Source organism: Umezawaea sp. NPDC059074 (genome assembly GCF_042738955.1).
Lineage (GTDB): Bacteria > Actinomycetota > Actinomycetes > Mycobacteriales > Pseudonocardiaceae > Umezawaea.
This window is the reverse complement of record NZ_JBHYHC010000067.1, coordinates 1-22,678: the sequence shown is the minus strand read 5'-3', so window position 1 is coordinate 22,678 and position 22,678 is coordinate 1. Positions and strand designations below refer to the sequence as shown.

The 22,678-nt window shown below is 72.4% G+C and carries 22 protein-coding genes; 9 read left to right on the top strand and 13 right to left on the bottom strand.

Features of this window, described 5'->3' with window-relative positions:
* Window positions 1-69: 69 nt before the first annotated feature.
* The 3 genes from ACFWW9_RS27340 to ACFWW9_RS27330 form a co-directional block, all read right to left on the bottom strand.
* Window positions 70-939, bottom strand: a complete 870-nt coding sequence (locus tag ACFWW9_RS27340; protein WP_390383722.1) for a helix-turn-helix transcriptional regulator — start codon at window positions 937-939, stop codon at window positions 70-72.
* 66 nt (window positions 940-1,005) lie between these two features.
* Window positions 1,006-1,689, bottom strand: a complete 684-nt coding sequence (locus ACFWW9_RS27335; RefSeq protein ID WP_390383720.1) for a response regulator — start codon at window positions 1,687-1,689, stop codon at window positions 1,006-1,008.
* Entirely contained in the window at window positions 1,686-2,864 is a 1,179-nt protein-coding gene (locus ACFWW9_RS27330; protein ID WP_390383718.1) for a sensor histidine kinase, read from the bottom strand. Before ACFWW9_RS27330 ends, ACFWW9_RS27335 begins: the two co-directional genes overlap by 4 nt.
* 218 nt (window positions 2,865-3,082) lie before the next feature.
* Between ACFWW9_RS27330 and ACFWW9_RS27325 the strand changes: the two genes are divergently transcribed.
* Window positions 3,083-3,967, top strand: a complete 885-nt coding sequence (locus ACFWW9_RS27325; RefSeq protein WP_390383716.1) for a CPBP family intramembrane glutamic endopeptidase — start codon at window positions 3,083-3,085, stop codon at window positions 3,965-3,967.
* Between the two features lie 2 nt (window positions 3,968-3,969).
* On the opposite strand, the gene ACFWW9_RS27320 is transcribed toward ACFWW9_RS27325, so the two are convergent.
* The gene (locus ACFWW9_RS27320) at window positions 3,970-5,205 is read right to left on the bottom strand and encodes a serine/threonine-protein kinase (protein ID WP_390383714.1); all 1,236 of its coding nucleotides are present in this window, start codon (window positions 5,203-5,205) and stop codon (window positions 3,970-3,972) included.
* A 139-nt stretch (window positions 5,206-5,344) separates the two neighbouring features.
* On the opposite strand from ACFWW9_RS27320, the gene ACFWW9_RS27315 reads away from it, so the two are divergent.
* Window positions 5,345-5,923: a dihydrofolate reductase family protein gene (locus ACFWW9_RS27315; protein WP_390383712.1), complete on the top strand. Its 579-nt coding sequence runs from the start codon at window positions 5,345-5,347 to the stop codon at window positions 5,921-5,923.
* On the opposite strand, the gene ACFWW9_RS27310 is transcribed toward ACFWW9_RS27315, so the two are convergent.
* From ACFWW9_RS27310 to ACFWW9_RS27295, 4 genes are read right to left on the bottom strand one after another with little or no spacing between them, the layout of a single operon-like run.
* Window positions 5,920-6,942 carry an ABC transporter permease gene (locus ACFWW9_RS27310; RefSeq protein ID WP_390383710.1) on the bottom strand — a complete coding sequence of 341 codons (1,023 nt, stop codon included), beginning with the start codon at window positions 6,940-6,942 and terminating at the stop codon, window positions 5,920-5,922. The two genes, ACFWW9_RS27315 and ACFWW9_RS27310, sit on opposite strands and share 4 nt — an antisense overlap.
* The gene (locus ACFWW9_RS27305) at window positions 6,935-8,440 is read right to left on the bottom strand and encodes a sugar ABC transporter ATP-binding protein (RefSeq protein ID WP_390383708.1); all 1,506 of its coding nucleotides are present in this window, start codon (window positions 8,438-8,440) and stop codon (window positions 6,935-6,937) included. The genes ACFWW9_RS27310 and ACFWW9_RS27305 overlap by 8 nt, the downstream gene beginning before the upstream one ends.
* Before the next feature lie 19 nt (window positions 8,441-8,459).
* Window positions 8,460-9,515, bottom strand: coding sequence for a sugar ABC transporter substrate-binding protein (locus tag ACFWW9_RS27300; RefSeq protein WP_390383707.1), 1,056 nt, complete (start codon window positions 9,513-9,515; stop codon window positions 8,460-8,462).
* 22 nt (window positions 9,516-9,537) lie between these two features.
* Window positions 9,538-10,845 carry an enolase C-terminal domain-like protein gene (locus ACFWW9_RS27295; RefSeq protein ID WP_390383705.1) on the bottom strand — a complete coding sequence of 436 codons (1,308 nt, stop codon included), beginning with the start codon at window positions 10,843-10,845 and terminating at the stop codon, window positions 9,538-9,540.
* Window positions 10,846-11,086: 241 nt separating this feature from the next.
* Here ACFWW9_RS27295 and ACFWW9_RS27290 point away from each other — a divergent pair, with 241 nt between their 5' ends.
* On the top strand, window positions 11,087-11,767 hold the full coding sequence (locus ACFWW9_RS27290; protein ID WP_390383703.1) for a FadR/GntR family transcriptional regulator: 681 nt from the start codon (window positions 11,087-11,089) through the stop codon (window positions 11,765-11,767).
* A gap of 3 nt (window positions 11,768-11,770) precedes the next feature.
* Here ACFWW9_RS27290 and ACFWW9_RS27285 read toward each other — a convergent pair whose 3' ends face one another.
* From ACFWW9_RS27285 to ACFWW9_RS27270, 4 genes are read right to left on the bottom strand one after another with little or no spacing between them, the layout of a single operon-like run.
* Window positions 11,771-12,943 (bottom strand): mandelate racemase/muconate lactonizing enzyme family protein, encoded by a 1,173-nt coding sequence (locus ACFWW9_RS27285; RefSeq protein ID WP_390383701.1) that lies wholly within the window; start codon window positions 12,941-12,943, stop codon window positions 11,771-11,773.
* Window position 12,944: 1 nt separating this feature from the next.
* Window positions 12,945-13,772 carry a carbohydrate ABC transporter permease gene (locus ACFWW9_RS27280; protein WP_390383699.1) on the bottom strand — a complete coding sequence of 276 codons (828 nt, stop codon included), beginning with the start codon at window positions 13,770-13,772 and terminating at the stop codon, window positions 12,945-12,947.
* Complete coding sequence (locus ACFWW9_RS27275; protein ID WP_390383697.1) at window positions 13,772-14,710, bottom strand: carbohydrate ABC transporter permease; 939 nt, start codon at window positions 14,708-14,710, stop codon at window positions 13,772-13,774. Before ACFWW9_RS27275 ends, ACFWW9_RS27280 begins: the two co-directional genes overlap by 1 nt.
* Window positions 14,711-14,715: 5 nt before the next feature.
* The gene (locus ACFWW9_RS27270) at window positions 14,716-15,987 is read right to left on the bottom strand and encodes an ABC transporter substrate-binding protein (protein ID WP_390383695.1); all 1,272 of its coding nucleotides are present in this window, start codon (window positions 15,985-15,987) and stop codon (window positions 14,716-14,718) included.
* 141 nt (window positions 15,988-16,128) lie between these two features.
* On the opposite strand from ACFWW9_RS27270, the gene ACFWW9_RS27265 reads away from it, so the two are divergent.
* The 6 genes from ACFWW9_RS27265 to ACFWW9_RS27240 all read left to right on the top strand — a co-directional run bounded on the left by ACFWW9_RS27265 (window position 16,129) and on the right by ACFWW9_RS27240 (window position 21,763).
* Window positions 16,129-16,926: a FadR/GntR family transcriptional regulator gene (locus ACFWW9_RS27265; RefSeq protein ID WP_390383693.1), complete on the top strand. Its 798-nt coding sequence runs from the start codon at window positions 16,129-16,131 to the stop codon at window positions 16,924-16,926.
* Between the two features lie 70 nt (window positions 16,927-16,996).
* Window positions 16,997-17,848 carry an amidohydrolase family protein gene (locus ACFWW9_RS27260; RefSeq protein WP_390383691.1) on the top strand — a complete coding sequence of 284 codons (852 nt, stop codon included), beginning with the start codon at window positions 16,997-16,999 and terminating at the stop codon, window positions 17,846-17,848.
* Window positions 17,848-19,119 (top strand): nickel-dependent lactate racemase, encoded by a 1,272-nt coding sequence (gene larA / locus ACFWW9_RS27255; protein WP_390383689.1) that lies wholly within the window; start codon window positions 17,848-17,850, stop codon window positions 19,117-19,119. Before ACFWW9_RS27260 ends, larA begins: the two co-directional genes overlap by 1 nt.
* Before the next feature lie 12 nt (window positions 19,120-19,131).
* Window positions 19,132-19,815, top strand: coding sequence for a nickel pincer cofactor biosynthesis protein LarB (gene larB, locus ACFWW9_RS27250; RefSeq protein ID WP_390383687.1), 684 nt, complete (start codon window positions 19,132-19,134; stop codon window positions 19,813-19,815).
* Window positions 19,812-20,960 carry a nickel pincer cofactor biosynthesis protein LarC gene (larC, locus tag ACFWW9_RS27245; RefSeq protein WP_390383685.1) on the top strand — a complete coding sequence of 383 codons (1,149 nt, stop codon included), beginning with the start codon at window positions 19,812-19,814 and terminating at the stop codon, window positions 20,958-20,960. Before larB ends, larC begins: the two co-directional genes overlap by 4 nt.
* The gene (locus ACFWW9_RS27240; protein WP_390383683.1) at window positions 20,960-21,763 is read left to right on the top strand and encodes an ExsB family transcriptional regulator; all 804 of its coding nucleotides are present in this window, start codon (window positions 20,960-20,962) and stop codon (window positions 21,761-21,763) included. The genes larC and ACFWW9_RS27240 overlap by 1 nt, the downstream gene beginning before the upstream one ends.
* A gap of 15 nt (window positions 21,764-21,778) precedes the next feature.
* Here ACFWW9_RS27240 and ACFWW9_RS27235 read toward each other — a convergent pair.
* Window positions 21,779-22,678 (bottom strand): cellulose binding domain-containing protein (locus ACFWW9_RS27235; protein ID WP_390383681.1); only part of this gene is annotated, 900 nt, incomplete at its 5' end.

Genomic DNA, 22,678 nt, shown 5'->3' with positions numbered 1-22,678 from the left:
GGGTCCTCCTCGGAAGACGGGGATGGTCGTCGGCCCGCCACTCGGGCAACGGCGGTGCCGACGACGTGGTCAGGGGTTCTGCGCGAGGTCGCGGGTGGCCGCCCAGCTCGCGAGCACCTTGAGGCCGTCGGCGGTCGGGGTGCCGGGGGCCGCGGTGTAGACGTTGAGGGTCAGGCCGGGCTCGGAGGGCAGTTCCATCGACTCGAAGTCCAGGTCGAGCCGTCCGACGACCGGGTGGTTCAGCCGCTTCCGGCCGCTGCGGTGGTACCGCACGTCGTGCGAGGCCCAGCGGGTGCGGAAGACCTCGCTCCGGGTGGACAGCTCGCCGACGAGTTCGATCAGCCTGCGGTCGTGCGAGGCACAGCCCGCTTCGAGGCGGAGCATCGCGGCGGCGTCGTCGGCGACGCGGTCCCAGTCCACGAAGAACTCCTTCGCGGCCGGGTCGAGGTAGAGGAACCGGGTCGTGTTGGCGGGCCGGACGGGGTCGGCGAGGACGGGGGAGTAGAGGGCGCTGCCGAGCTGGTTCACGGCCACGAGGTCGTGGCGACCGTTGCGCACCCAGGCCGGGGCGTCGGTGATCGCGTCGAGCACCTGCTGGACGACCGGCCGCACCGCCGTGGGCGGGGTCGAGCGGCGGCGAGGTCCGGGACCCGCGGCGCGGGCGAGCGCGAACAGGTGCTCTCGCTCGGCCTCGTCCAACCGCAGCGCCCGGCCCACGGCGTCCAGCACGCCCTCCGAAGCCCCGGCCAGGTGACCGCGTTCCATGCGCACGTAGTAGTCGACGGACACCCCGGCGAGCAGCGCCACCTCTTCGCGACGCAGGCCCTTCACCCGCCGCTTGCCGCCGTAGGCGGGCAGTCCCGCCTGCTCCGGGGTGACGCGCGCCCGCCGCGAGCTGAGGAACTCGCGGACCTCGGCGCGCGGATCGGGGTGGCCCATGAACCCCACAGTAGGCCGGGTGCCAGGGGCGAGGGAGGTACCACCATTACCCCTGAACGGGTGGTGTCAGGCCGTGGTGGAGATCAGGCCCGTTCGGTAGGCGAGCACCACCGCCTGCACGCGGTCCCGCAGGTCGAGCTTGGTGAGGATGCGGGACACGTACGTCTTCACCGTCTCCGAGGACAAGACCAGTTCGCCTGCTATCTCGGCGTTGGACAGGCCCGCGGCCAGGTGTTCGAGGACTTCCAGCTCGCGGTCGGTCAAGGCCTGCACGACCAGGTCGCGGGCCGAGTGACAGGCGTCCGCGGGGCGCAGGCGTTCGGCGTGGTGGCCGATGAGGGTTCGGGTGACGGCGGGGGCCAGGAGGGACTCGCCGCGGGCGATCGTGCGGACGCCGTCGACCAGTTGTGCCGGGGGCGAGTCCTTGAGGAGGAAGCCGCTGGCGCCCGCGCGCAGCGCCTCGTACACGTACTCGTCGACGTTGAAGGTGGTGACGATCAGGATCTTCGCCGGGGTCTGGACGCCGGGACCGGCGAGCAGCCTCGTGGCCTCGATGCCGTCGAGGACGGGCATCCGGATGTCCATCACGACCACGTCGGGGCGGGAACGTCGAGCCAACTCGACCGCCTCCCGGCCGTTCGCCGCCTCGCCCACGACCGCGATGTCGGGCTGCGCGGAGAAGATCGTGACGTACCCGGTGCGCACCAGCTCCTGGTCCTCGCAGATCAGCACCCGGATCGGGCCGGTCACGGGGCTCCTCCCGAGGGGATCCGGGCCTGGACGCGGAAGCCGCCGTCCGGTCCCGCGCCGACCACGAGGTCGCCGTCGAGCTTCCGCACCCGGTCCCGCAGCCCGTCCAGCCCCCGACCACCCGAGGGCGTCACCGGCGGGGTGGCGTCCGAAACCGGCCCGGCGGTGGTCACCTCGACCTCGACGTGCTCGTCGCCGTGCCGGACCAGGACGGTTGTCGGTCGGCCGGTCGCGTGCTTCAGCGCGTTGGTGAGCGACTCCTGCACCACGCGGTACGCCGTCAGTTCGACGGCCGCGGACTCGGCCCGCCGCTCGCCCAGTTCGTTCCACTCCACGGGTTGGCCCGCCTTCCGGGCCCGCTCGACCAGGTCCTCCACCGTCCCCTCGCTCGTGGGCCGGTCGCCGGTCGCCTCCAGCATCCCCAGCAGGGTCCGCAACTCGGTGAGGGCGCGGCGGCCGGTGTCGCTGATGGCGGACATCCCGTCCCTGGCCCGGTCCGGCGCGGTGTCGAGGAGGAACTGGCCCGCGTCGGCCTGGACCACCATCGCGGTCACGTGGTGCGTCACCACGTCGTGCAGGTCGCGGGCGATCCGGGCGCGCTCGGCGGACCTGGCCAGCTCGGCGGCCATCCGCTCGCGCTCGGCGTCCGCCGCGCGCCACCGGCGCACGGCCGTCCCGCACGACCAGATCACCGCCATGATCAGGCCGAAGGCGAGGAAGTCCGGAAACCCCTGCGGTGACCCGAGTTCGTGCAGCACGACCGCGAGCACGACGTACCCCGCGGTCATCGCCGACGGCACGCCCCACCGCCGCGGGGGCAGGTGCGCGCCTGCGGCGTACAGCGACAGCAGGAAGCCCACCTTGGCGAACGTGTCCGGGTAGCCCAGCGCCTGGCCGACCGCGAACGCCCCGCCGATCACCAGGACGCACACGTCGGGCCGACGGCTCCGCACCGCCAGCGGGAGGCACATCGCCAGCGTCAGCACCAGCGAGACGACCGCGGCGAGCGGGCCCGCGTGCTCACCGGGGAGGTCGCCGATCTCCGGGCCGATGTGCGACACCGTGGGGGTGCACGCCAGCACCAGGACGAGCGTCGCCAGGGCCGCGTCCTTGACCGGTGTCGGCAGGTCGGGCCACCGAGCCGCTGCCGCGCGGAGGGAAGCCGGGGCGAACACCGGGCGAGTCTAGCGACGGGCGTCACACAGGAACACCGGGCCGTCTCGTTGGGCGGTGGTCGCCTGGTGGGAAGCGGTTTCCGGTTGGGCGAGTCCGGGTCCGTCACCCGTGCGAGCTACCGCAAGTGTCCGCTCCAGTGGGATTTCCGGAACCGGGCTCCTCCCTAGCCTTGGTCGGGCGTAGTCGGTCCCCGCCAGCAGTCGAGGAAGTCGGAGTCATGGAACCCAGTGTTTTCCCGGACGACAGCCGCTCACCCGTCGAGTTGTCCGAGGGCAGGCGCAAGCTGCGCCGGTTCCGGTTCCCGGTGCTGTTCGTGTCGCTGTTCGCGGTGATGCTGGCGGTCGTCGGGATCGACACCCTCGTCGCGCCGCTTCCCCTGCTGGCACTGCCGATCGGGCTCGGGCTGGCCGCGGTCGGCGTGCTCGTCTACCAGCGGTCGAGCCGGTTCGTCGAGGTGCGGGACAGCCTGCCCGAGCTGGCGGTCGAGGACCGGTGGTCGGGGCTGGGCAGGGGAACGCTGCTCGGGTTCGCGCTGTTCTGCGCCGTGGTCCTGGTGGTGCTGGTGTTCGGCGGGATCGACGACCTGTCCTGGAACTCGTTCCCCGGTTTCCTCGGCCTGATCGGGATGATGTCGAGCGTCGCGGTCATGGAGGAGCTGCTGTTCCGCGGGGTGCTGTTCCGCATCCTGGAGGAACGGGCCGGGACCGTGATCGCCCTGGTCGTCTCGTCGCTCCTGTTCGGCGCGACGCACCTCGTCAACGTCAACGCCACGCTGTGGGGCGCGCTGGCGATCGGCCTCACCGGCGGTGCCATGCTGGCGTCGGCCTACACCGCGACCCGGTCGCTGTGGTTCCCGATCGGCCTGCACTTCGCCTGGAACTTCACCCACGCCGGGGTGTTCGGGATCGCGGTCTCCGGCTCGAACGACGTGCCCAACGGCCTGTTCCGGACCACCCTGTCCGGTCCGTCGGTGCTGACCGGCGGCACGTTCGGCCCGGAGGCCAGCCTGGTGGCCCTGCTGGTCTGCCTGGTGCCGACGACCATCCTGCTGCGCAAGGCTTCCCGCGCCGGCCGGATCCTTCCCCGGCCGCGCCGCGCCTGAGCTCAGGGCTTGCCCTTCTTGACCTGGCCGGGGGGACCGGGGTGGTCCTCCTTGCCGGGCCCGTGCTGGTGGTCCTCCGCGGGCGGCGGAGGTGAGCCTGCTCCGGGGCCCGCGGGCTCCTGGGCTTGGGCGGGCGCCGCACCGGCGGCCTGCTCCACCACGGCGGAACCCGTGTCGGGCAGGACCGCGAGCTGCGCCGCGGTCTCCGACGACTGTGTGGTCGTCTCGACGGCGGACGACGTCGCCGCCGCCGGGGTCGCCGCCGCGGACGTCGCGGCGGCCGGGGTCGCGACGGCGGGGGAGTCGGTCAAGGTCGGCGCGGCGCCCGACGTGAGCGCCCAGCTGACGCCGATGGCCCCCAGCAGTCCCGCCGCGGCGGCCACGAGCGCGGTCCGGCGGGGCGGCGACCCGCGCAGCGGCCTGGCGACCGGCACGGTCGGGTGTCCGGTGCGCAGCACGTCCGCGCACAGGCGAGCGGTGGGGCGTTTCTCGGGCGACTGCGCCGTCATCAGCGTCAGCAGTCGCGCCAGGTCGGCGGGCAGGTCGGTCGGGACCACCGGCGACCGGTGCAGCCGGGACACGATCGCCTCGACGTCGCTGCCGGTGTACTCGCACCGGCCGGTCAGGCACTCCAGCAGGACCAGCCCCAGCGCGTACACGTCGGCGGCGGGGTGGACCTCGGCCCCGCGCACCTGCTCCGGCGCGAGGTAGGCGGCCGTGCCGACGATCAGGCCCGTGCGGGTGAGCCGGGTGCTCCCGATCGAGTGGGCCAGCCCGAAGTCCGCGAGGTAGGGGGCGCCCGCGTCGTCCAGCAGGATGTTGGACGGTTTCACGTCGCGGTGCACCACGCCCTGGTCGTGCACGTGGGCCAGCGCCTCGGCGACCGCGGCCCCCAGCAAGCGGACCTCGTCGACCGGCATCGGACCGTCGGCCATGCGGGTGCGCAACGTGCACCCGTCGACCAGCCGCAGCACGACGAACGGCGTGGTCCCGGTCGTGCCCGCGTCGTACACGGACACCAGACCAGGATGCGCCAGACCGGCCAGGACGCGGACCTCGTTGTCGAACCGGCGGGTGTTGTCGAGGTCGCGGCTGCCGGTGAACAGCTTGACCGCCACGGACCGCCGCAACCGGGTGTCCCAGGCGCGGTAGACCTCGGCCATGCCGCCGATCCCGATCACCTCGGCCAGTTCGTAGCGGTCGGCGAGCAGGTCGTCGTGCACCGGTGATGGGGCCAACGCGCCTCTCCTCGCTACTCGGAACACAGCCGGGTTGCCCCGCCGACGGGAACCGCAAACGCCGTTCGACGCGCGCCGATGAGTTTCCCCCGGCGTGCCGGTCTGCCCACGGAGGACCGGATCACGGAAGGCTGGCGCCATGCGGAAACTGACCTACGGCATGAACCTGACCCTGGACGGCTACACGGCCACGCCGGGAGCGACGGGCGTGAACGACGACCTCGGCTGGGGCGTGCCGAGCGACGAGCTGTTCCAGTGGTGGCTCGACCGGGAGCTGGAGGTCGAGCTGTCGCTGTACGGGCGCGGGGTGTGGGAGGGGATGAGCTCCCACTGGCCGACCGCCGACCAGCACCCGGACGCCACGCCCGCGCAGGTCGAGTACGCGCGGAACTGGCGGGACACGCCGAAGGTGGTGTTCTCCTCGACGGTCCGCGAGGTCGACTGGAACACCCGACTGGTCACCGGCGACGCGATCGCCGAGATCACCCGGCTCAAGGCCGAGGACGGCGGTCCGATGGCCGTCAGCGGCGCGACGCTCGCCAAGGCGGCCGTGCGGGCCGGACTGGTCGACGAGTACCAGCTGGTCACCCACCCGGTGCTGGGCGGAGCGGGCACGCCGTTCTTCGCCGCGCTGGACGGCCGGGTGGACCTGCGCCTGGTGGAGACGCGGACGTTCTCCGGCGGTGTGGTCCTGACCAGGTACGAGACCAAGCGCTAGTCCTGGACCTTGCCCCCGGTGACGCGGGACAGCGCCAGCGCGATCAGGATGATCGCCCCGTTGAGCGCGCCGATCCACTGGGCGGGGACGCCGGCGAGGGTGAGCACGTTCTGGATCAGGTACAGCAGGAGGATGCCGGTGAAGGCGCCGAACACGGTGCCCTTGCCGCCGTTCAGGCTGATGCCGCCGATGACGGCCGCGGCGAACACGGTGAAGATGTAGCCGTCGCCCTGCGCGGAGGCCACCGACGCCAGCCGTCCGGAGAGCAGCAGACCGGCGAGGGCGGCGAGCAGGCTCGCGGTGACGATCACGATCCACAGCACCCGGTCGGTGCGGATGCCCGCCGCCTTCGCCGCGTCCACGTTGCCGCCGATCGCGTACAGGGACCGGCCGAAGCTGGTGAACCCGAGCACCACGATCCCCGCGGCGAACAGGAGCAGGCACACCCACACCGACGCGGGCACGCCGAGCCACTGCGTGGTGCCGAGGTAGAGCATCGACTCCGGCAGCCGGAAGAACGTCTGGCCGCCGGAGATCCCGGTCAGGACGCCGCGGAGCACGATCAGCATCCCGAGCGTGACGATGAAGCCGTTGAGGCCGAAGCGGATGATGAACAGCGCGTTCACCACCCCGACGAGCACGCCGACCGCCAGCGTGACCGGCACCGACCAGCCGCCCGGCAGCAGGCCGAGCCCGTGGCCCGCGCCGACGGGCACGGTGAGCCAGGCCGCGACGCCGGGCGCGAGGCCGACGGTGGACTCCAGCGAGAGGTCCATCTTCTTCACGACCAGCACGAGCGTCTGCGCCAGGACCAGGATCGCGATCTCGGACATGGTCTGGAGGACGTTGAGCAGGTTGTCGCCGCGCAGGAAGACCGGGCTGACCAGCTGGCCGACGACCGCGATCACGATGATCGCGGGGATGAGCGCCAGGTCGCGCAGCCGGGCGACGGCGAGCCGCCTGCCGCTCCCTGTGGCGCTCGGGCTGCCCGTGGCGGGCGCGGTCCTGGTCTCAACCATCGAGGTCGACTCCTTCCATGGCGGCCACGAGCTGGTGGTCGTGCCAGCCGCGGGGGATCTCGGCGACCACGCGGCCCTGGAACACCACGAGGACCCGGTCGCACAGGCGCAGGTCGTCGAGCTCGTCGGAGGCGACGAGCACCCCGGAGCCGGACTCGGCGACCTCCTCGACCTTGCCGAGGAGGAATTCCTTGGACCGCACGTCGACGCCCGCGGTCGGGTTGATCAGCACCAGCAGCCGGGGGTCGTTCGCCAGCGCGCGGGCCATCACGACCTTCTGCTGGTTGCCGCCGGACAGCCCGGACACCGGCAGGTCCGGCCCCGGCGTCTTGATCGCGAGCTTCTCGATCATGGACCGGGCGAACGCGTCGCGGCGGCGGCCGTCGATGAACCCCGCCCGGCCGAGCCGGTCCGGGATGGTCAGCGTCCCGTTGTCCGCGATGGACAGCCGAGCCACGTAGCCCTGCTGGTGCCGGTCCTGCGGCACGAAGCCGACGCCCGCCCGCAGCGCGTCCGGCACGCTGCCCGGCCGGGGCCGGGAGCCGCCGACCTCGACCGTGCCGCCGGTGGCGGCGCGCAGGCCCGCCACGGTCTCCGCGACCTCGACGCGGCCGCTGTTCGCCGCGCCCGCGAGCCCGACGACCTCACCCGCGCGGACCTGGAACGACACGTCGTCGTACGAGCCCGCCAGCGACGCGCCGGACACCTCCAGCACGGTCGGGGCGTCCGCCGCCGGACCGCGCCGCGTCACGCCGACCTCGGCCGCCGCCTCGCCCGTCATGGCCGCGATCAGCTCCGCGCGCGGCAGCTCGTCGACCGCGGCGGTCAGCACGTGCCGGGCGTCGCGGAACACCGTGACGGTGTCGCAGATCTCGTAGACCTCCTGGAGGTGGTGGCTGATGAACAGGAACGTGACGCCCTGCCGCTGGAGGTCCTCGATCCGGGTGAACAGCCGGGCGATGGCGGCGCCGTCGAGCTGGGCGGTCGGCTCGTCCAGGATGATGAAGCGCGCCCCGAAGGACAGCGCCCTGGCGATCTCCACGAACTGTCGCCGCTCGACGTCGAGGTCGCCCGCGAGGACGCGCACGTCCACGTCGACCGCCCAGGTGTCCAGCAGGTCCCGCGCCTTGCGGCGGAGCGTCCGCCAGCTGATCAGCCCGCCCCGGCCCCGGTCGTGCCGGTTGAGGAACAGGTTCTCGGCGACCGTCAGCTCGGGGATGATCGTGGACTTCTGGTAGACGCACGCCACCCGCCGCCGCCACGCGTCCCGGTCGGCCAGGCGGGGAGCGGGCTCGCCGCCGAAGGTGATCTCGCCTGCGTCCGCCGCCTGGAGTCCGGTGAGGATGGACACCAGCGTCGACTTGCCCGCCCCGTTGCGCCCCACCAGCGCGTGGGTCCGCCCGCGGTCGATCCTGATTGCGGCTTCGTGCAGGGCCACCGTCGACCCGAACCGCTTCGTCACCCCCGTCGCCTCGACGACGGGCGGGTCCGCAACCATGCCGCTGGCCTCCCGACCGCTAGAGCTTGTTGCCCCACAGGGACTTGTCGTCGTTCTTGACGCTGGCGACGCCGTCGTAGGTGCCGCCGTCCGAGGTGACCAGCGGGGCCGAGAGCTGGTCTTCGAGCAGGCCGTCGCGGACCTGGACGATCGTGCTGTCGTGGTCGGTCTTGCCGGGGCTGAACGTCTTCCCGTCGATCGCCGCCTTGAGGTACTGGAGGGCGTACTTGGCGTAGAGGTCGGCGGGCTGGGAGACGGTGGCGTCGACGTGGCCGTCGGCGATGTTCTTCAGCTCCTCGGGGATGCCGTCGTTGGACACGACGAACACGTGCTTCGGGTCCTGCGGTCCGACCAGCAGGTCCTTCTGCTTGAGCACCTGGAGGGTTCCGGCGAGGGCGAAGCTGGACTGCATGTAGACGCCCTTGATCTCCGGGTGGGCGGTCAGGTCGGTCTGGAGCTTCTGCGCGGCGACGGCCCCGTCCCAGTTCGTCGCCTCCCCGTAGACGGTGATGCCGGGGTAGTTGGACTTCATGCACTCGTTGAACGCCTCGGTGCGGTCGCGGCCGTTGATCGAGGCGAGGTCGCCCTGGAGCATCACGACCGCGCCCTTGCCCGCGAGCTTCGCGCCGAGGAACCGGCAGGCCTTCTCGCCGTACGCCCGGTTGTCCGCCCGCACCACCATGAAGACGGTCCCGCTGTCGGGCCGGGTGTCCACCGTGACCACCGGGATCTTCTTGGCCGCCAACTGGTCCAGGGTCGGCGCGATCGCCGCGGTGTCCTGCGGGGCCATCGCGACGCCCTTGACGCCCTGGCTGATGAACGTCTGGGCGTTCGCGGTGAGCTTGGCGACGTCGTTCTGCGAGTTCGTGGTCTTCAGGTCGAGGCCGAGCTCCTTCGCGAACTCCGGCGTGTACTTGATGTAGGAGTTCCAGAAGTCGGTGTCGGAGCGCGGGTAGTCGACGCCGACCACCGGCGCGCCGCCGGCCGCCCCCGAGCCGGAGGTGGAGCCGCAGCCGCCGAGCGCCGCGGCGAGGGCGACGACCGTGCCGAAGCCGACGAGGGTCCTGGTCTTCACGGCGATCTCCTTACGGGTGTGCTCACGCGGTGGCCTGCCTGTTCCAGACGGGTCCGTCGGGGAAGCGGTGGGCGGCGATGGAGTCGGGGCGCAGCTCGGCGCTGATGCCGGGCGCCGTGGGCGCGAGGTAGTGGCCGTCGCGGATCCGCACCGGGTCGGTGAAGTGCTCGTGCAGGTGGTCGACGTACTCGACGACCCGGTCCTCGGTGGTGCCGCTGACGGCGACGTAGTCGAACATCGCGAGGTGCTGGACCATCTCGCACAGCCCCACCCCGCCCGCGTGGGGGCAGACCGGGACGCCGAACTTGGCCGCCAGCAACAGGATCGCGACGTTCTCGGTGACGCCCGCGGTGCGGCTGGCGTCGAGCTGCAGGACGTCGATCGCCTCCGCCTGGAGCAGCTGCTTGAACATGACCTGGTTGTGGGTGTGCTCGCCGGTGGCGACCTTCATCGGCGAGAGCGCGCGCCGGATGGCGGCGTGGCCGAGGATGTCGTCCGGCGAGGTGGGCTCCTCGATCCAGTACGGGTCGTACCGCGCCAGCGCGGACATCCGCTCGATCGCCTGCCGCACGCCCCACGCCTGGTTGGCGTCGACGGCGATCCGGATGTCCGGCCCCACCGCCTCGCGGGCCAGCCGCAGCCTGCGCTCGTCGTCCGCGGGGTCGGCGCCGACCTTCAGCTTGATCTGGGTGAACCCGTCGGCGACGGCCTCCCTGGACAGCCGCACGAGCTTCTCGTCGTCGTAGCCGAGCCAGCCGGGGGTGGTGGTGTAGGCGGGATAACCGTGGCGCAGCAGGTGTTCGGTGCGCTCGGCGCGCCCCGGCTCGGCGCGGCGCAGGATGTCCAGCGCCTCGTCGCGGGTGAGGGCGTCCTCCAGGTAGCGGAAGTCCACCAGGTCGACGAGCTGCTCGGGCGACAGCTCCGAGAGCAGCCGCCACACGGGCTCGCCCCGCCTGCGCCCGTAGAGGTCCCACACCGCGTTGACGATCGCGGCGGCGGCCATGTGGATCGCGCCCTTCTCCGGACCGAGCCAGCGCAGCTGGCTGTCGCCGGTCAGCCGCCGCGAGAAGGCGCCGAGGTCGCCCAGGACCTCGTCCACGGACAGGCCGGTCACCAGCGGGGCGAGGGCGCGCACGGCGGCCACCTCGACGTCGTTGCCGCGCCCCACGGTGAACGCGAGCCCGTGGCCCTCCGCGTCGTCGCTCGTGCGGATCGTCACGTAGGCGGCCGAGTAGTCGGGCTCGGGGTTCATCGCGTCGGAGCCGTCGAGGTCCCGCGAGGTGGGGAACCGCACGTCGACCGCGTCGACGGCGGTGATCAGCTCGGTCATCGTCCGCTGCTCCCTCGTGTGAACGGTGTGTCCGTCGGGTAAAAACCAGCGGCGGACATGGGATGGATTTATAGTTCACGTCGAGCTGGGTGTCCATGGTCTGAGGAGAAGTTCCCGTGATAAGCCCAATGTGCCGGTTCGGCGGCCTGACCACCGCGGTGTCGACATCCCATGTCTTCCGGAGAGATGGGATGGATTGCTAGCCTGCCGCGGTGCGCGCGTCCATCCGGGGAAGGCACCGATGTCACTGACCGACAAGGCCATCGACCGCATCAGGGACCTGATCCAGTCGGGGGAGCTGGCCCCCGGCTCCAAGCTGCCGCCCGAGCAGCAGTTGGCCGCCGAGCTGGGGCTGTCCCGCAACCTGATGCGCGAGGCGGTCAAGGCGCTGGTCGTCGCGCGGGTGCTGGAGATCCGCCGCGGCGACGGCACCTACGTGACCAGCCTGGAACCGGAACTGCTGCTGGGCGGCATCTCCTCGGCGGTGGAGCTGCTGCGCGGCGACACCCTGCTCGAGCTGACCGAGGTGCGCAGGCTGTTCGAGCCGGTCGCGACCGGCCTCGCCGCCTCCCGGATCTCCGACGGCGAACTCGCGGAGGTCGAGCGGCACCTGCACGCGATGCGCGCGGCGCGCAACGACGTGGAGCTGCTCAACGTGCACGACGCCGCGTTCCACCGCGCGGTCGTCGCGGCCACCGGCAACGCCACGCTGGCGACCCTGCTGGAGGGCATCTCCAGCCGCACGGTCCGCGCCAGGGTCTGGCGCGGACTGGTCGACGACGAGGCGGCGAGCCGCACCCTCGCCGAGCACGAGGCGATCTTCCACGCCTTGGTCGACCGCGACGCGGCGCTCGCGCACGCCGCCGCCCTCGTGCACATCACCACCACCGAGCGCTGGCTGCGCGAGCACGTGCTCCGCTGACGGTCAGGCGTTGAGGACGGCCTCCTCGTCGACCCCGGCCGGGAGCAGGCGGTGGCCCGCGCGTTCGGGGCGGATGTGGGCGCCGCCGGACATCGGGTGGGGGAGCAGGTGGGCCGACGCGGCGATGGTCTCCTCGTCCACGCGCAGGCCGAGGCCGGGACTGTCGCCGAGCACGAACGCGCCGTCCTCGACGTGGTGGTCGAGCGAGAGCCCCAGCGCGGGCCGGAGGTCCTGCAACTCGCTCACGAGGTGGTTGGGCACCGAGGTCGCGGCGTGCAGCAGGCCGACCGGGGTGGTGCCGATGGGGCTGACGGGCAGGTCGTGGGCGTGCGCGAGGGTGGCGACCCGGAGGAAGTGGGTCACGCCCCAGACCGCGGCCGTCTGGACGACGTCGACCGCCCCGGCGGCGATGAGCGGGCGGTGCTGTTCCAGGCCGCTGAGGTTCTCGCCGGTGGCGACCGAGGCGCGGATGCCGCGGCCGACGGCGGCGTTGCCCTCCACGTCCCAGCGCCGCACCGGCTCCTCGACCCAGGTCAGGTCGAGCGTCCGCTCGAGTTCCGCGACGTGGCGGACGGCCTGCTTGCGCGTCCACGTCTCGTTGGCGTCGAGCATCAGGCTCGGCCGGGCACCGCGCCCGGCCTCGGTGAGGATGTCGCGGACCAGCGTGAGGCGACGCCGGTCCCGGTCGACGTCGAGACCGCCCTTGATCTTCGCCGCCCGCAGGCCGCGGTCGGCGTAGGCGAGGTAGGCCGCGGCGAACTCCTCGTCGTCCAGCCCGATGTCCAGGCCGGAGGCGTAGGCGGGCACCCGGCGGTCGCGACCGCCGAGCAGCCGCCAGAGCGGTTCCCCCGCCGCCTGGGCCTTGATGTCCCACAACGCGGTGTCCAGCGCGCCGATCGTGCCGAACACCGGCCCCGCGTGGCCCGCCTTGAACGTCCGGCGCAGCATCCGGTCGTAGAGGGCGGTCACGGACCGCGGGTCCTCGCCCTCGATGGCGGTGAAGACGCTCTCGATCTCCACGTGGGACCCGAGCCCGACGCCGGTGAGGCCCGCGTCGGTCTCGACGAGGACGATCGGCACCCGGACGCGGCCGTCGGCGTAGACGCCGTTGGCGTCGCCGATCGGTCGGCCCCAGTCCTGGACCGTGGTGAGGATCCGGTACCCGGTGATGCGCATGTCAGCCCTTCGTGGACCCGGCGGTGACCCCGTCGGCGATCTGGCGTTGCAGGAACAGGTAGACGACCAGGACGGGGAGGGCGGCGATCAGCACCCCCGAGGCGAACGTGGGGATGTCGTCGGAGTACTGGCCGCGCAACGACGTGACCCCGACCATGAGCGTGCGGTGCTCGGCGGACGGCATCATCAGCAGCGAGATCAGCACGTCGTTCCAGCAGAACAGGGCGTTGAGCACGCCGACCGACAGCAGCGCGGGCGCGCCGATCGGGAGCATGATCCGCCAGTACACGCCGTAGAGGGTGTTGCCGTCGATGCGCGCGGCGTCGACGATCTCCGACGGCACGGTCGAGTAGTAGCTCGCCAGCAGGAAGATCGTGAACGGCAGGAACTGCGCCACGTACGCCAGCACCAGTCCCGGATAGGTGTCGACGAGCCCGCTGTCCGCCATGATCCGCGCCAGCGGGACCATGATCACCTGGAACGGCACGAACAGCGCGGCCAGCACGCCGAGGAAGAGGGCGGACGAGCCGCGGAACCGCAGCCTGCCGAGCGCGAACCCCGCCATCGACCCGAGCAGCAGCAACAGCGCGACCGAGCACGCCACGACGACCACCGAGTTCACGAAGTACCGGGACATCCCCACGCTCGTCCACGCCTTGACGACGTTGTCCAGGCGCGGCGAGTCGGTGAGCGAGAAGCGGTCGAGGGTGTAGTCGCGCCGGGTCTTCATCGCGACGTTGGCGGTGAACAGCAGTGGGTAGACCGTGGCCAGCGCGAGCGCGGCCATCGGCACCGCCACGACCCACCTGGTCAACCGGGAGCCGGTCATCAGTCCTCCTTGCCCGCGGCGCGGCGGAGGAGGGCGATCTGCGCCAGCCCCACCACGAGCATGATCAGGAACAGGGCGGTCGACGCCGCCGAGGCGAGCGCGGGCCGGTTCATCTGCCCCTGCTGGGTCCAGATGTAGTACTCCGGCAGGTAGGTCGAGCCCTCGGGTCCGCCGCTGGTCATCACGAAGAGCAGGCCGAACATCGACGTGAGCATGCCGATCATCGTGGTGACGAAGACGAACTGGATCGTCCTCGACAGGCCGGGGACGATGACGTGCCGGATGGTCTGCGGCAGGGAGGCACCGTCCACCTTGGCCGCGTCGAGCAGCGACGAGTCGAGGGTGGCGAACCCGGCCAGGAAGACGATGAGCGCCATGCCGAAGGTCGCCCAGACGTGCACGCCGACGACCGCGAAGATCGCCACGTCCGGGTCGCCGAGCCAGTCCACCGGACCGAGGCCCACGCCGCCGAGGAGCGTGTTGAGCGGACCGTCGTAGGACAGCAGCAGGGTGAAGATCGCGCCGACGATCACCGGCGAGAGCACGGCGGGGAAGAAGTAGACGCCGCGGTAGAGCCGGTGCCCCGGCACCCGCAGGTAGATGAACGTGGCGAGGAGGCCGGGGATCGCCACGGCGACCGGGAGCAGCAGCACCAGCAGGCCGACGTTGCCCAGCGCGGTGCGGAAGAGCGGGTCGTCGAACAACGTGAGGTAGTTGTCGAGGCCGACCGCCGTGCCGTCGAGGTCGCCGTCGCCGGTGAAGGAGAAGTTGATCCCGAGCAGCAGCGGCCACAGCCGCAGCACGACGAGGACCAGGACGGCGGGCGCCACCAGTACGAGGGGCGCCAGGCGTTCCGCCCGCGACCCGACGCGGGTGCGCCGGGTCGCGGGCCGGACGCCCGCGGCCACTCCGGTGGGGGACAGGGAGGGTGCCGCCACGTCGGTCAGCCCGCCGTGTCGGAGGCGGCCAACTGCTGCACCACGTCGTCCACGGTCGTCGAGCCGCTGAGCAGCTGCTGGGACAGCCGACCCATCAGTTCGAGGGTCTTCGAGGACAGGGCGACGTGCAGCGCGGGCTTGCCCGCCTTGACCTCGGACACGATCGTCTTGACCGACGGCCCGCCCGCCGACACGTCGATCGAGGTGTCGGACGTGATCGCGCCGCCGTCGAGGTAGAAGGTCTTCAGCGCGTCGGTGGAGGTCAGCGAGCGCACCAGGTCCGCGGCCAGCTTCGGGTCCTTGGTCCACTTCGCGACCGCGTAGCCGATGCCGCCGTCGTAGGGCAGGCTCGGGGTCGCGGCGGGGTTGACCACCGGGGCGGGCATGACGCCGATCTTGTCCGGGGCGATGAAGTCGGCGAAGTCCTTCCAGTGCCCCACGTCCGACATCAGGCCGATGACGTTGGCGGCCTTGGCGGACTGGAAGAGGGCGAACTCGTCGTTGAACATCGCGGTCGAGTTGACGCCGTCGTTGTTGAGGCCGGCGTCGTTGGCCTCCTTCCAGAGTTCGAAGACCCGCTTCACGTTCGCCGAGGTCCAGTTCCGCTTGCCCGCGATCCAGTCGTCGTACTCCTGCGCGGTGAGCGTCGCCGATCCCATGGCGGACAGGAAGAACTGGATGCCGTAGCCCTCCTTGTTGCCCAGTGCCAGGCACTTCGCGCCGGTCTTCTGGGTGATGACCCCGCAGTCCTTCACGAAGTCGGCCCACGTCTTGGCGGGCGAATCCGGGTTCAGTCCGGCTTTCTGGTAGAGGTCCTTGTTGTAGTACAGGGGATGCCCTTGCAGGGTCACCGGCGCCGCGTAGGTCTTCCCGTCCTTGGTGAACGCGTCCCAGCCCGACAGCCGCTTCTTGTCGTCGGCGACGTAGGGGTCCAGCGGGGCGAGCGCGTCGGACCGGTCGCGGATCTGGCCGCCCCCGTTGAAGAGGATGACGTCCGGCCCCTTGCCGGACTGGATCGCCGTCCCGAGCAGGGTGTAGTACTGCTCGAACGGCTGGGCCACGAACTCCACCTCGACACCGGGGTGGTTCTTCGTGAAGTCGGCCTTGGCCTTCTCCACGTAGCCCTTCGCCTTGGCGTCGCCGGACTTCCAGTCCCAGACCACGAGCTTGCCGCTCGCGCCGCCTGCCGGAGATCCCGGACCGGCGGCACTCCCGCAACCCGCGGTCGCCATCACTCCCGCGACCAGGACAGCGGACCACAGTGCGCGCTGCTTCATTGCCGGCTCACTTCCCGAGAGGGTGGTCGGGCGGTGCGACAGCCCGACGAGGTGCGGTGAACATAATTCGTATGACGTATGACGTCAACCGCCTCGGAGCAGTACACTCGCCGGCACGCCCCAGGCGTGGACGGAGGATCGATGAACGCACCAGACCGCGACCTGCTCGCGACCGCCGCCCCGACCTGGGCCCGCAGGCCCGCGAACCTGGCCAGCGCGGTCACCGCCGAGCTCGTGGGGCGCATCGTCCGCGGCGACCACCCCGTCGGGACGTCCCTGCCGCCGGAACCCGCGCTGTGCGAGGCCTTCTCGGTGAGCAGGACGGTCGTCCGCGAGGCGGTGAAGGTGTTGCAGGAGAAGGGGATGGTCCAGGTCCGCCAGGGCACGGGCACGCTGGTCACCCCGGAGGCGATGTGGAACACGCTCGACGAGGTGGTGCTCGGGGCCGTCGTCGCCGCGGACGAGACCGCGGGCGTCCTGGACGACGTCGTGGTCACCCGGCGGCTGCTCGAGGCCGACATGGCGTTCGTCGCCGCCCGGACCGCGGACCGGGAGACCGTGGACGCGCTGCGCGCCCTCGTGGACCTGATGGACAGCCTGGTGGAGGACCCGATCGCCTACCGCGAGCAGGACCGGCTCTTCCACGACCGGATCATGCGCGCGTCCGGCAACCGCATCGCCAGGGGCGTGGTGCGCGCGCTGGAGAGCCAGGTCGGCTCCACCGCCCGGTACACGGGCCGCAGCGACCGGGACCTGTGCGCGGCCTCCAACCTCGGCCACCGCCGCGTCTGCGATCGGATCGCGGCCAGTGACCCGCTCGGCGCCGCCGAGGCGATGTCCACCCACATCACCGAGGCCTGGCTCGTGCGCCGAGGCGGTGCGGGTGGGCCGGACCGCCTGGAGCGCCCCGAACGACCAGGACACCTTCGACCCGAATGAGGAGCGGAATGCGACTGCTGCGAGTGGACGACCCCGGTTCGGCGGCTCCCGCGGCACCGGGTGGGCGGGGGTGAGCGCGGTGCGCCGGATCGACGCCCACCACCACCTGTGGGACCTCGCCGCCCGGCCCCAGGACTGGCTCGCCGGACTGGACCCCATCCACCGCGACTTCGGCGAGCCCGCTCTGCGCGCGGCCACCAGCGCCGCGGGCGTCGACGGCACGGTGCTGGTGCAGGTGCTGCCGGACATGGACGAGACCGTTGAGTTCCTCGCGCTGGCGGGGAAGTCCGACCTGGTCGAGGGGGTCGTGGGGTGGGTCGACCTCACCGCGCCCGACATCGCCGAGCGGCTGGACCGGCTGCGGCACGGGCCCGGTGGCGACCGGCTGGTGGGCGTCCGGCACCTGGTGGAGCCCGAGCCCGACCCGCGGTGGCTGGCGCGCCCGGACGTGCTCGCCGGACTGCGCGCGGTCCGCGACGCCGGGCTCGTCTACGACGTGCTGACCCGGCCGCACCAGTTGCCCTCGGCCGTCGCGGCGGCGCGGGCGGTGCCGGACCTGGTGTTCGTGCTGGACCACCTGTCCAAACCGGACATCGCGGGCCGCGTGCTCGAACCGTGGGCGGCCTGGCTGGACGAGCTGGCCGCGCTGCCCAACGTGGTCGCGAAGGTGTCCGGGCTCGTGACCGAGGCGGGTCCGGTGTGGACGGTGGACGACCTCCGGCCGTTCGTGGACGTGGCGCTGGAGGTGTTCGGCCCGTCCCGGCTGATGGTCGGCACCGACTGGCCGGTGTGCCTGCTCGCCGCGTCCTACGACGAGGTCCTCGACACCGCCTGGCTGCTGACCGACGGTCTCGGCGCCGCCGAGCGCGACCAGGTCTTCGGCGGCACGGCCACCCGCGTCTACGGCTTGGGGGAGCGCTGATGGAGACCGTGCGGCTCGCCTACGGCGAGACGGGGCTCGACCTGCTCGTCGACCCGGCCGTGACCACCGTGGTGACGCCTCGGCACCACCCGGTCACCGCGCCGCCGCGCGAGGTCCTGCGCCGCGCGCTGCGGGAACCTGTTGCGGGGCCGCCGCTGCGGGACCGCGTGAGCCGCGGCCAGACCGTGGCGATCTCCGCCTGCGACATCACCCGGCCACAGCCCCGCGAGCTGATGATCCCGGCGATCCTGGCGGAGCTGGACGGGCTGGTCGACCTCGACGACGTCGTGGTGCTGGTCGCGACCGGCACCCACCGCGGCAACACCGACGCCGAGCTGCGCGCGATGTTCGGCGACGAGGTGGTCGACGCGGTGCGGATCGTCAACCACGACGCCCGCGATCGCGAGAGCCTGACGTGGCTGGGCGAGTTCGGCGCGGGCGTGCCCGTGTGGCTCAACAGCGAGTGGGTCGACGCGGACGTGCGGATCACGACCGGGTTCGTCGAACCGCACTTCTTCGCCGGGTTCTCCGGCGGACCGAAGCTGGTCGCCCCCGGCCTCGCCGCGCTGGAGACGGTGCTCGTGCTGCACGACGCGCGCCGGATCGGGCACCCGCGGGCGACGTGGGGGATCGTCGAGGGCAACCCGGTGCACGACGACGTGCGCGCCATCGCCGAGGCCACCGGCGTGACCTTCGGGTTCGACGTGGTGCTGAACCAGGACAAGGAGGTCGTGGCCGCGTTCGGCGGGGACATCCTCGCGATGCACGCCGCGGCGGTGCGCACGGCCCGTGAGGTCGCCATGCGGCCGGTGCCCCAGCTGTTCGACGTGGTCGTGACGACCAACTCCGGCTACCCGCTCGACCAGAACCTCTACCAGTCGGTGAAGGGCATGTCGGCCGCCTACCGGGTGGCCAAGCCCGGCGGTGTGATCGTCTGCGCGGCCGAGTGCCGCGACGGTTTCCCCGACCACGGGTCCTACCGCGAGGTCCTCGCCTCCGCGGACTCGCCCGCGGCGCTGCTCGCGGAGATCTCCTCGCGGACGGTCACCGTGCCGGACCAGTGGCAGGTGCAGATCCAGGCGCGCATCCAGAACGACTGCCGCGTGGTCGTGCACACCTCGCACCTCAGCGACGCCGAGCTGGCCACCGCGCACCTGCGGCAGACCGCGGACGTGTCCGCCACCGTGGCCGAGGCGCTCGCCACCGCCGGACCGGACGCCCGGCTGTGCGTGCTCCCCGAAGGCCCGCAAACGATCCCGTACGTCGCCTGAGGAGGAGCCGTCATGGTGGGACAGGACGCGGTCGACCTCGGGTTCGCCAGGGTCGACGTCGACCGCGAGGCCCGGCAGGGGCTGCCCGAGGTGGTCTACGGCAGCGGCAAGACGCCGGGCCAGGTCGTCGAGATCGTGCGGACCCTGTTGCGGCACAACGACGGTCCCGTGCTCGTGACGCGCGTGGACGCGAGCGTGGCGACCTCCGTGCTGCGGGCCGTTCCGTCCGGTGAGTACGACAGCGGAGCGCGGCTGCTGGTGTGGCGCCCGGCCGCGCCGACGGGGTTCAGCGTGGTCGTGGCCGCCGCGGGCACCGCCGACCGGCCCGTGGCGCACGAGGCCGCCGCCGTGGCCACCGCGGTCGGGATCGGCGTCACCACCGTCACCGACGTCGGCGTGGCGGGGCTGCACCGGCTGCTCGCCGAACAGGACCGGTTGCGCGCCGCGGACACCGTGATCGTGGTGGCGGGGATGGAGGGCGCGCTGGCGAGCGCGGTCGGCGGCCTGGTCGCGTGCCCGGTCGTCGCCGTGCCCACGTCCACCGGGTACGGCGCGGGCCTGGAGGGCGTCACCGCGCTGCTGGCGATGCACGCGTCCTGCGCGGCCGGGATCACCGTGGTGAACATCGACTCCGGGTTCGGGGCGGCGATGGCGGCGTTCCGGCTGTCCCGCGTGGCGCGCAGGGGGACGACGTGAGCCGGGTCTGCGTCATCTCGCCGTTCACCGGGCTGGCCGGGGACATGCTGCTGGCCGCGCTGGTCGACGCCGGGGCGCCGCTGGAGGCGATCCGCGTGGCCGTCGCCGACACCGGCCTGACCGGCTGGGAGCTGACGGTCGAGCGGGTGCTCACCCACGGGCTCACCGGCAGCCGGGCCGTCGTGTCGGTGACCGACGACGCCACGAGCCGCCGGGCGGGCGAGTTGATCGCCATGGCGGGCCGGGTGCGCGACCCGGCGGTGGCGGACGTCGCTGTCGGGGCGCTGCGGGCCATCGCCGAGGTCGAGGGCCACCTGCACGGCGAGGACCCCGACCTGGTGCACCTGCACGAACTCGGCGGCCACGACACCCTCGTGGACGTCGTCGGCGTGGCCGCCGCGTTGCGCGCGCTGGACGTGCGGACGGTCCACTGCGAGGCGTTGCCGATCGGATCGGGGACGGTCCGCACGGCGCACGGGGTGCTGCCGTGCCCGGCCCCGGCGACCTCGGCGCTGCTGCGGGGCGCGCGGGTGGTGGGCACCTCGCTGCTCGGCGAGACCGTGACGCCGACCGCCGCGGCGCTGCTGCGCGCGGTGGCCGCCGACTACGGCCCGCCGCCGGAGATGCGGATGGCCGCCACCGGCTACGGCGTCGGCACGCGGACGCTGCCGGACCGGCCCAACGTGGCGGTGGTGCGGCTCGGCGACCGGGACCCCGCCGACGTGCGCGACCTCGTGGTGCTGGAGACCAACCTCGACGACGTGACCGGGGAGGTGCTCGGCCACCTGCTGGCCCGCCTGCTCGACATCGGCGCGCTGGACAGCTGGATCACCCCCGTCGTGATGAAGAAGGGCAGACCGGGCCACGTGCTGCACGCCCTGGCGACGCCGGAGACCGCCGACGACGTCGAGCGGCTGATGTTCGCCGAGTCGGGCACGCTCGGCGTGCGGCGGATCGAGGTGAGCCGCAAGGCCCTGCCCCGGACCACCGACACCGTGCACCTGCACGGGATGGAGGTGCGGCGCAAGCACGGGCCGCACCACAGCAAGGCCGAGTACGAGGACGCCGTGGCCGTCGCCCGGCGGACCGGCCTGCCGCTGCGCCTGGTGCTGGCCATGGCCGCCGATCTCCCCGAGGAGCCCTGATGAGCACTGCCGCCGAACGGCTCGTGACCCACCTGGAGGCCATCGGCCCGCTCGCTGTGGCGTTCTCCGGCGGCGCGGACTCCGCGCTCGTCCTCGCCGCCGCCGTGCGCGCGATCGGCCCCTCGGCGGTGCTCGCGGTCACCGCCGACTCGGCGAGCCTGGCCACCGCCGAACTCGTGGGCGCGGCGGCGTTCGCCCACGACCTCGGCGTGCGGCACGTCGCGCCGGAGACCGGCGAGCTGGACAACCCGGACTACGCGGTGAACGGCCGGAACCGCTGCTACTTCTGCAAGTCCACCGTGCTGGACGCCATCACGGCGGTCGCGCGGGACCACGGCCTGACGGCGGTGGCGACCGGGACGAACGCCGACGACGCGCGCGACCCGTTCCGGCCCGGCATCCGCGCGGGCGACGAGATCGGCGTGCACACCCCGTTGCGGGACCTCGGGATGAGCAAGGCCGAGGTCCGCGGGGTGAGCGCGCTGTGGGGACTGTCCACAGCGGACAAGCCCGCGCTGCCGTGCCTGGCGAGCCGGGTGAGGTACGGCGTGGCGATCACCCCCGCGCGCCTGGCCAGGGTCGAGCGCGCGGAGGTGGCCGTGCGGACGTGGCTCGCGGCCGCGGGCACGCCGACCCGTGACCTGCGCGTGCGCGACCTCGGCGACGTCGGGCGGGTCGAACTCGACCCGCACCTCGCCGACGTGCCGGGGATCCGCGAGGCGGTGACCGGGATCGTCTGCGAGTCGGGGTTCGACGGAGCGGAGGTGGCGGTGTTCCGGTCGGGGGCCCTCAACCACGAGTGACCCCCGTGCCGTCGGTCAGGTGGAGCAGGCCGAACCGTTGAGGGTGAAGGACGACGGGGCGGTGGTGGTGCCGTTGTGGCTCGCCTGGAAGCCGATGTCGATCGAGCCCGCTGCGGGGATCGTGGCGTTGTAGGCGGCGTTCCTGGCCGTCACCTGTCCCGAGGTGGGGGAGTAGGTGGCGTTCCAGCCGGAGGTGATGGTCTGTCCGCTGGGCAGGGTGAAGACCAGCGACCAGCCGGAGATCGGGGCGGTGCCGGTGTTCGTGATGGTGATGCTCTCGGTCAGGCCGTTGTTCCAGGCGTTGACCTTGCTCGACACCCTGCACGCGCCGGTGCCCGGTTGTGTCGTGGTGGTCGTGGGGTTTCCGGGGCCGTCGAGGCCGAAGAAGGCGACGGCCTGCGCCGCCATGCCGGTGGACGGCAGGGTGTGCCCGGCCCCCTGGACGCTGTAGGCCTCGACCTGGGTGGTGCCGGAGGCGTCGGCGTACCGGCGGCGGTTCCAGCCGGGCTGCGGGGTGTCGGTCGACGTGGGGGTCTGGCCGAGGCCGAACACGTCGGTCCACTGCTCGATCGACTCCTGGAGCAGCGAGTACGGCACGAGGGTGTCGTTGGTGCCGTGCCACAACTGCACGCGGGGGCGCGTCCCGGTGTAGCCGGGGTTCACCTGCCGGACCGCGTCGCCCCACTGCTGCGGCGTGCGGTTGGCGCCCCCGTTGCCGGTGCACCGGCTGCTGCCGGGCGGGTAGTCCGCGGCGTTGGCGAAGCAGTCGAAGGGCACGCCCATGAACGCCGCGCCCGCTTTGAAGACGTCCGGGTACAGGGCGAGCAGGTGGTCGGTCATCATGCCGCCGGAGGACGAGCCGGTGGCGAAGACCCGGTTCGGGTCGCCGCCGTAGCGCTGCTCGACGTAGGTCAC

Coding starts and splice junctions, on each gene's coding strand:
- larA (WP_390383689.1), top strand. CDS start 17,848: ATGGAGACCGTGCGGCTCGCCTACGGCGAGACGGGGCTCGACCTGCTC.
- ACFWW9_RS27340 (WP_390383722.1), bottom strand. CDS start 939: ATGGGCCACCCCGATCCGCGCGCCGAGGTCCGCGAGTTCCTCAGCTCG.
- ACFWW9_RS27285 (WP_390383701.1), bottom strand. CDS start 12,943: ATGCGCATCACCGGGTACCGGATCCTCACCACGGTCCAGGACTGGGGC.
- ACFWW9_RS27240 (WP_390383683.1), top strand. CDS start 20,960: ATGAGCACTGCCGCCGAACGGCTCGTGACCCACCTGGAGGCCATCGGC.
- ACFWW9_RS27315 (WP_390383712.1), top strand. CDS start 5,345: ATGCGGAAACTGACCTACGGCATGAACCTGACCCTGGACGGCTACACG.
- ACFWW9_RS27265 (WP_390383693.1), top strand. CDS start 16,129: ATGAACGCACCAGACCGCGACCTGCTCGCGACCGCCGCCCCGACCTGG.
- ACFWW9_RS27305 (WP_390383708.1), bottom strand. CDS start 8,440: ATGGTTGCGGACCCGCCCGTCGTCGAGGCGACGGGGGTGACGAAGCGG.
- ACFWW9_RS27295 (WP_390383705.1), bottom strand. CDS start 10,845: ATGACCGAGCTGATCACCGCCGTCGACGCGGTCGACGTGCGGTTCCCC.
- ACFWW9_RS27290 (WP_390383703.1), top strand. CDS start 11,087: ATGTCACTGACCGACAAGGCCATCGACCGCATCAGGGACCTGATCCAG.
- ACFWW9_RS27280 (WP_390383699.1), bottom strand. CDS start 13,772: ATGACCGGCTCCCGGTTGACCAGGTGGGTCGTGGCGGTGCCGATGGCC.
- ACFWW9_RS27270 (WP_390383695.1), bottom strand. CDS start 15,987: ATGAAGCAGCGCGCACTGTGGTCCGCTGTCCTGGTCGCGGGAGTGATG.
- ACFWW9_RS27310 (WP_390383710.1), bottom strand. CDS start 6,942: ATGGTTGAGACCAGGACCGCGCCCGCCACGGGCAGCCCGAGCGCCACA.
- ACFWW9_RS27325 (WP_390383716.1), top strand. CDS start 3,083: ATGGAACCCAGTGTTTTCCCGGACGACAGCCGCTCACCCGTCGAGTTG.
- larB (WP_390383687.1), top strand. CDS start 19,132: ATGGTGGGACAGGACGCGGTCGACCTCGGGTTCGCCAGGGTCGACGTC.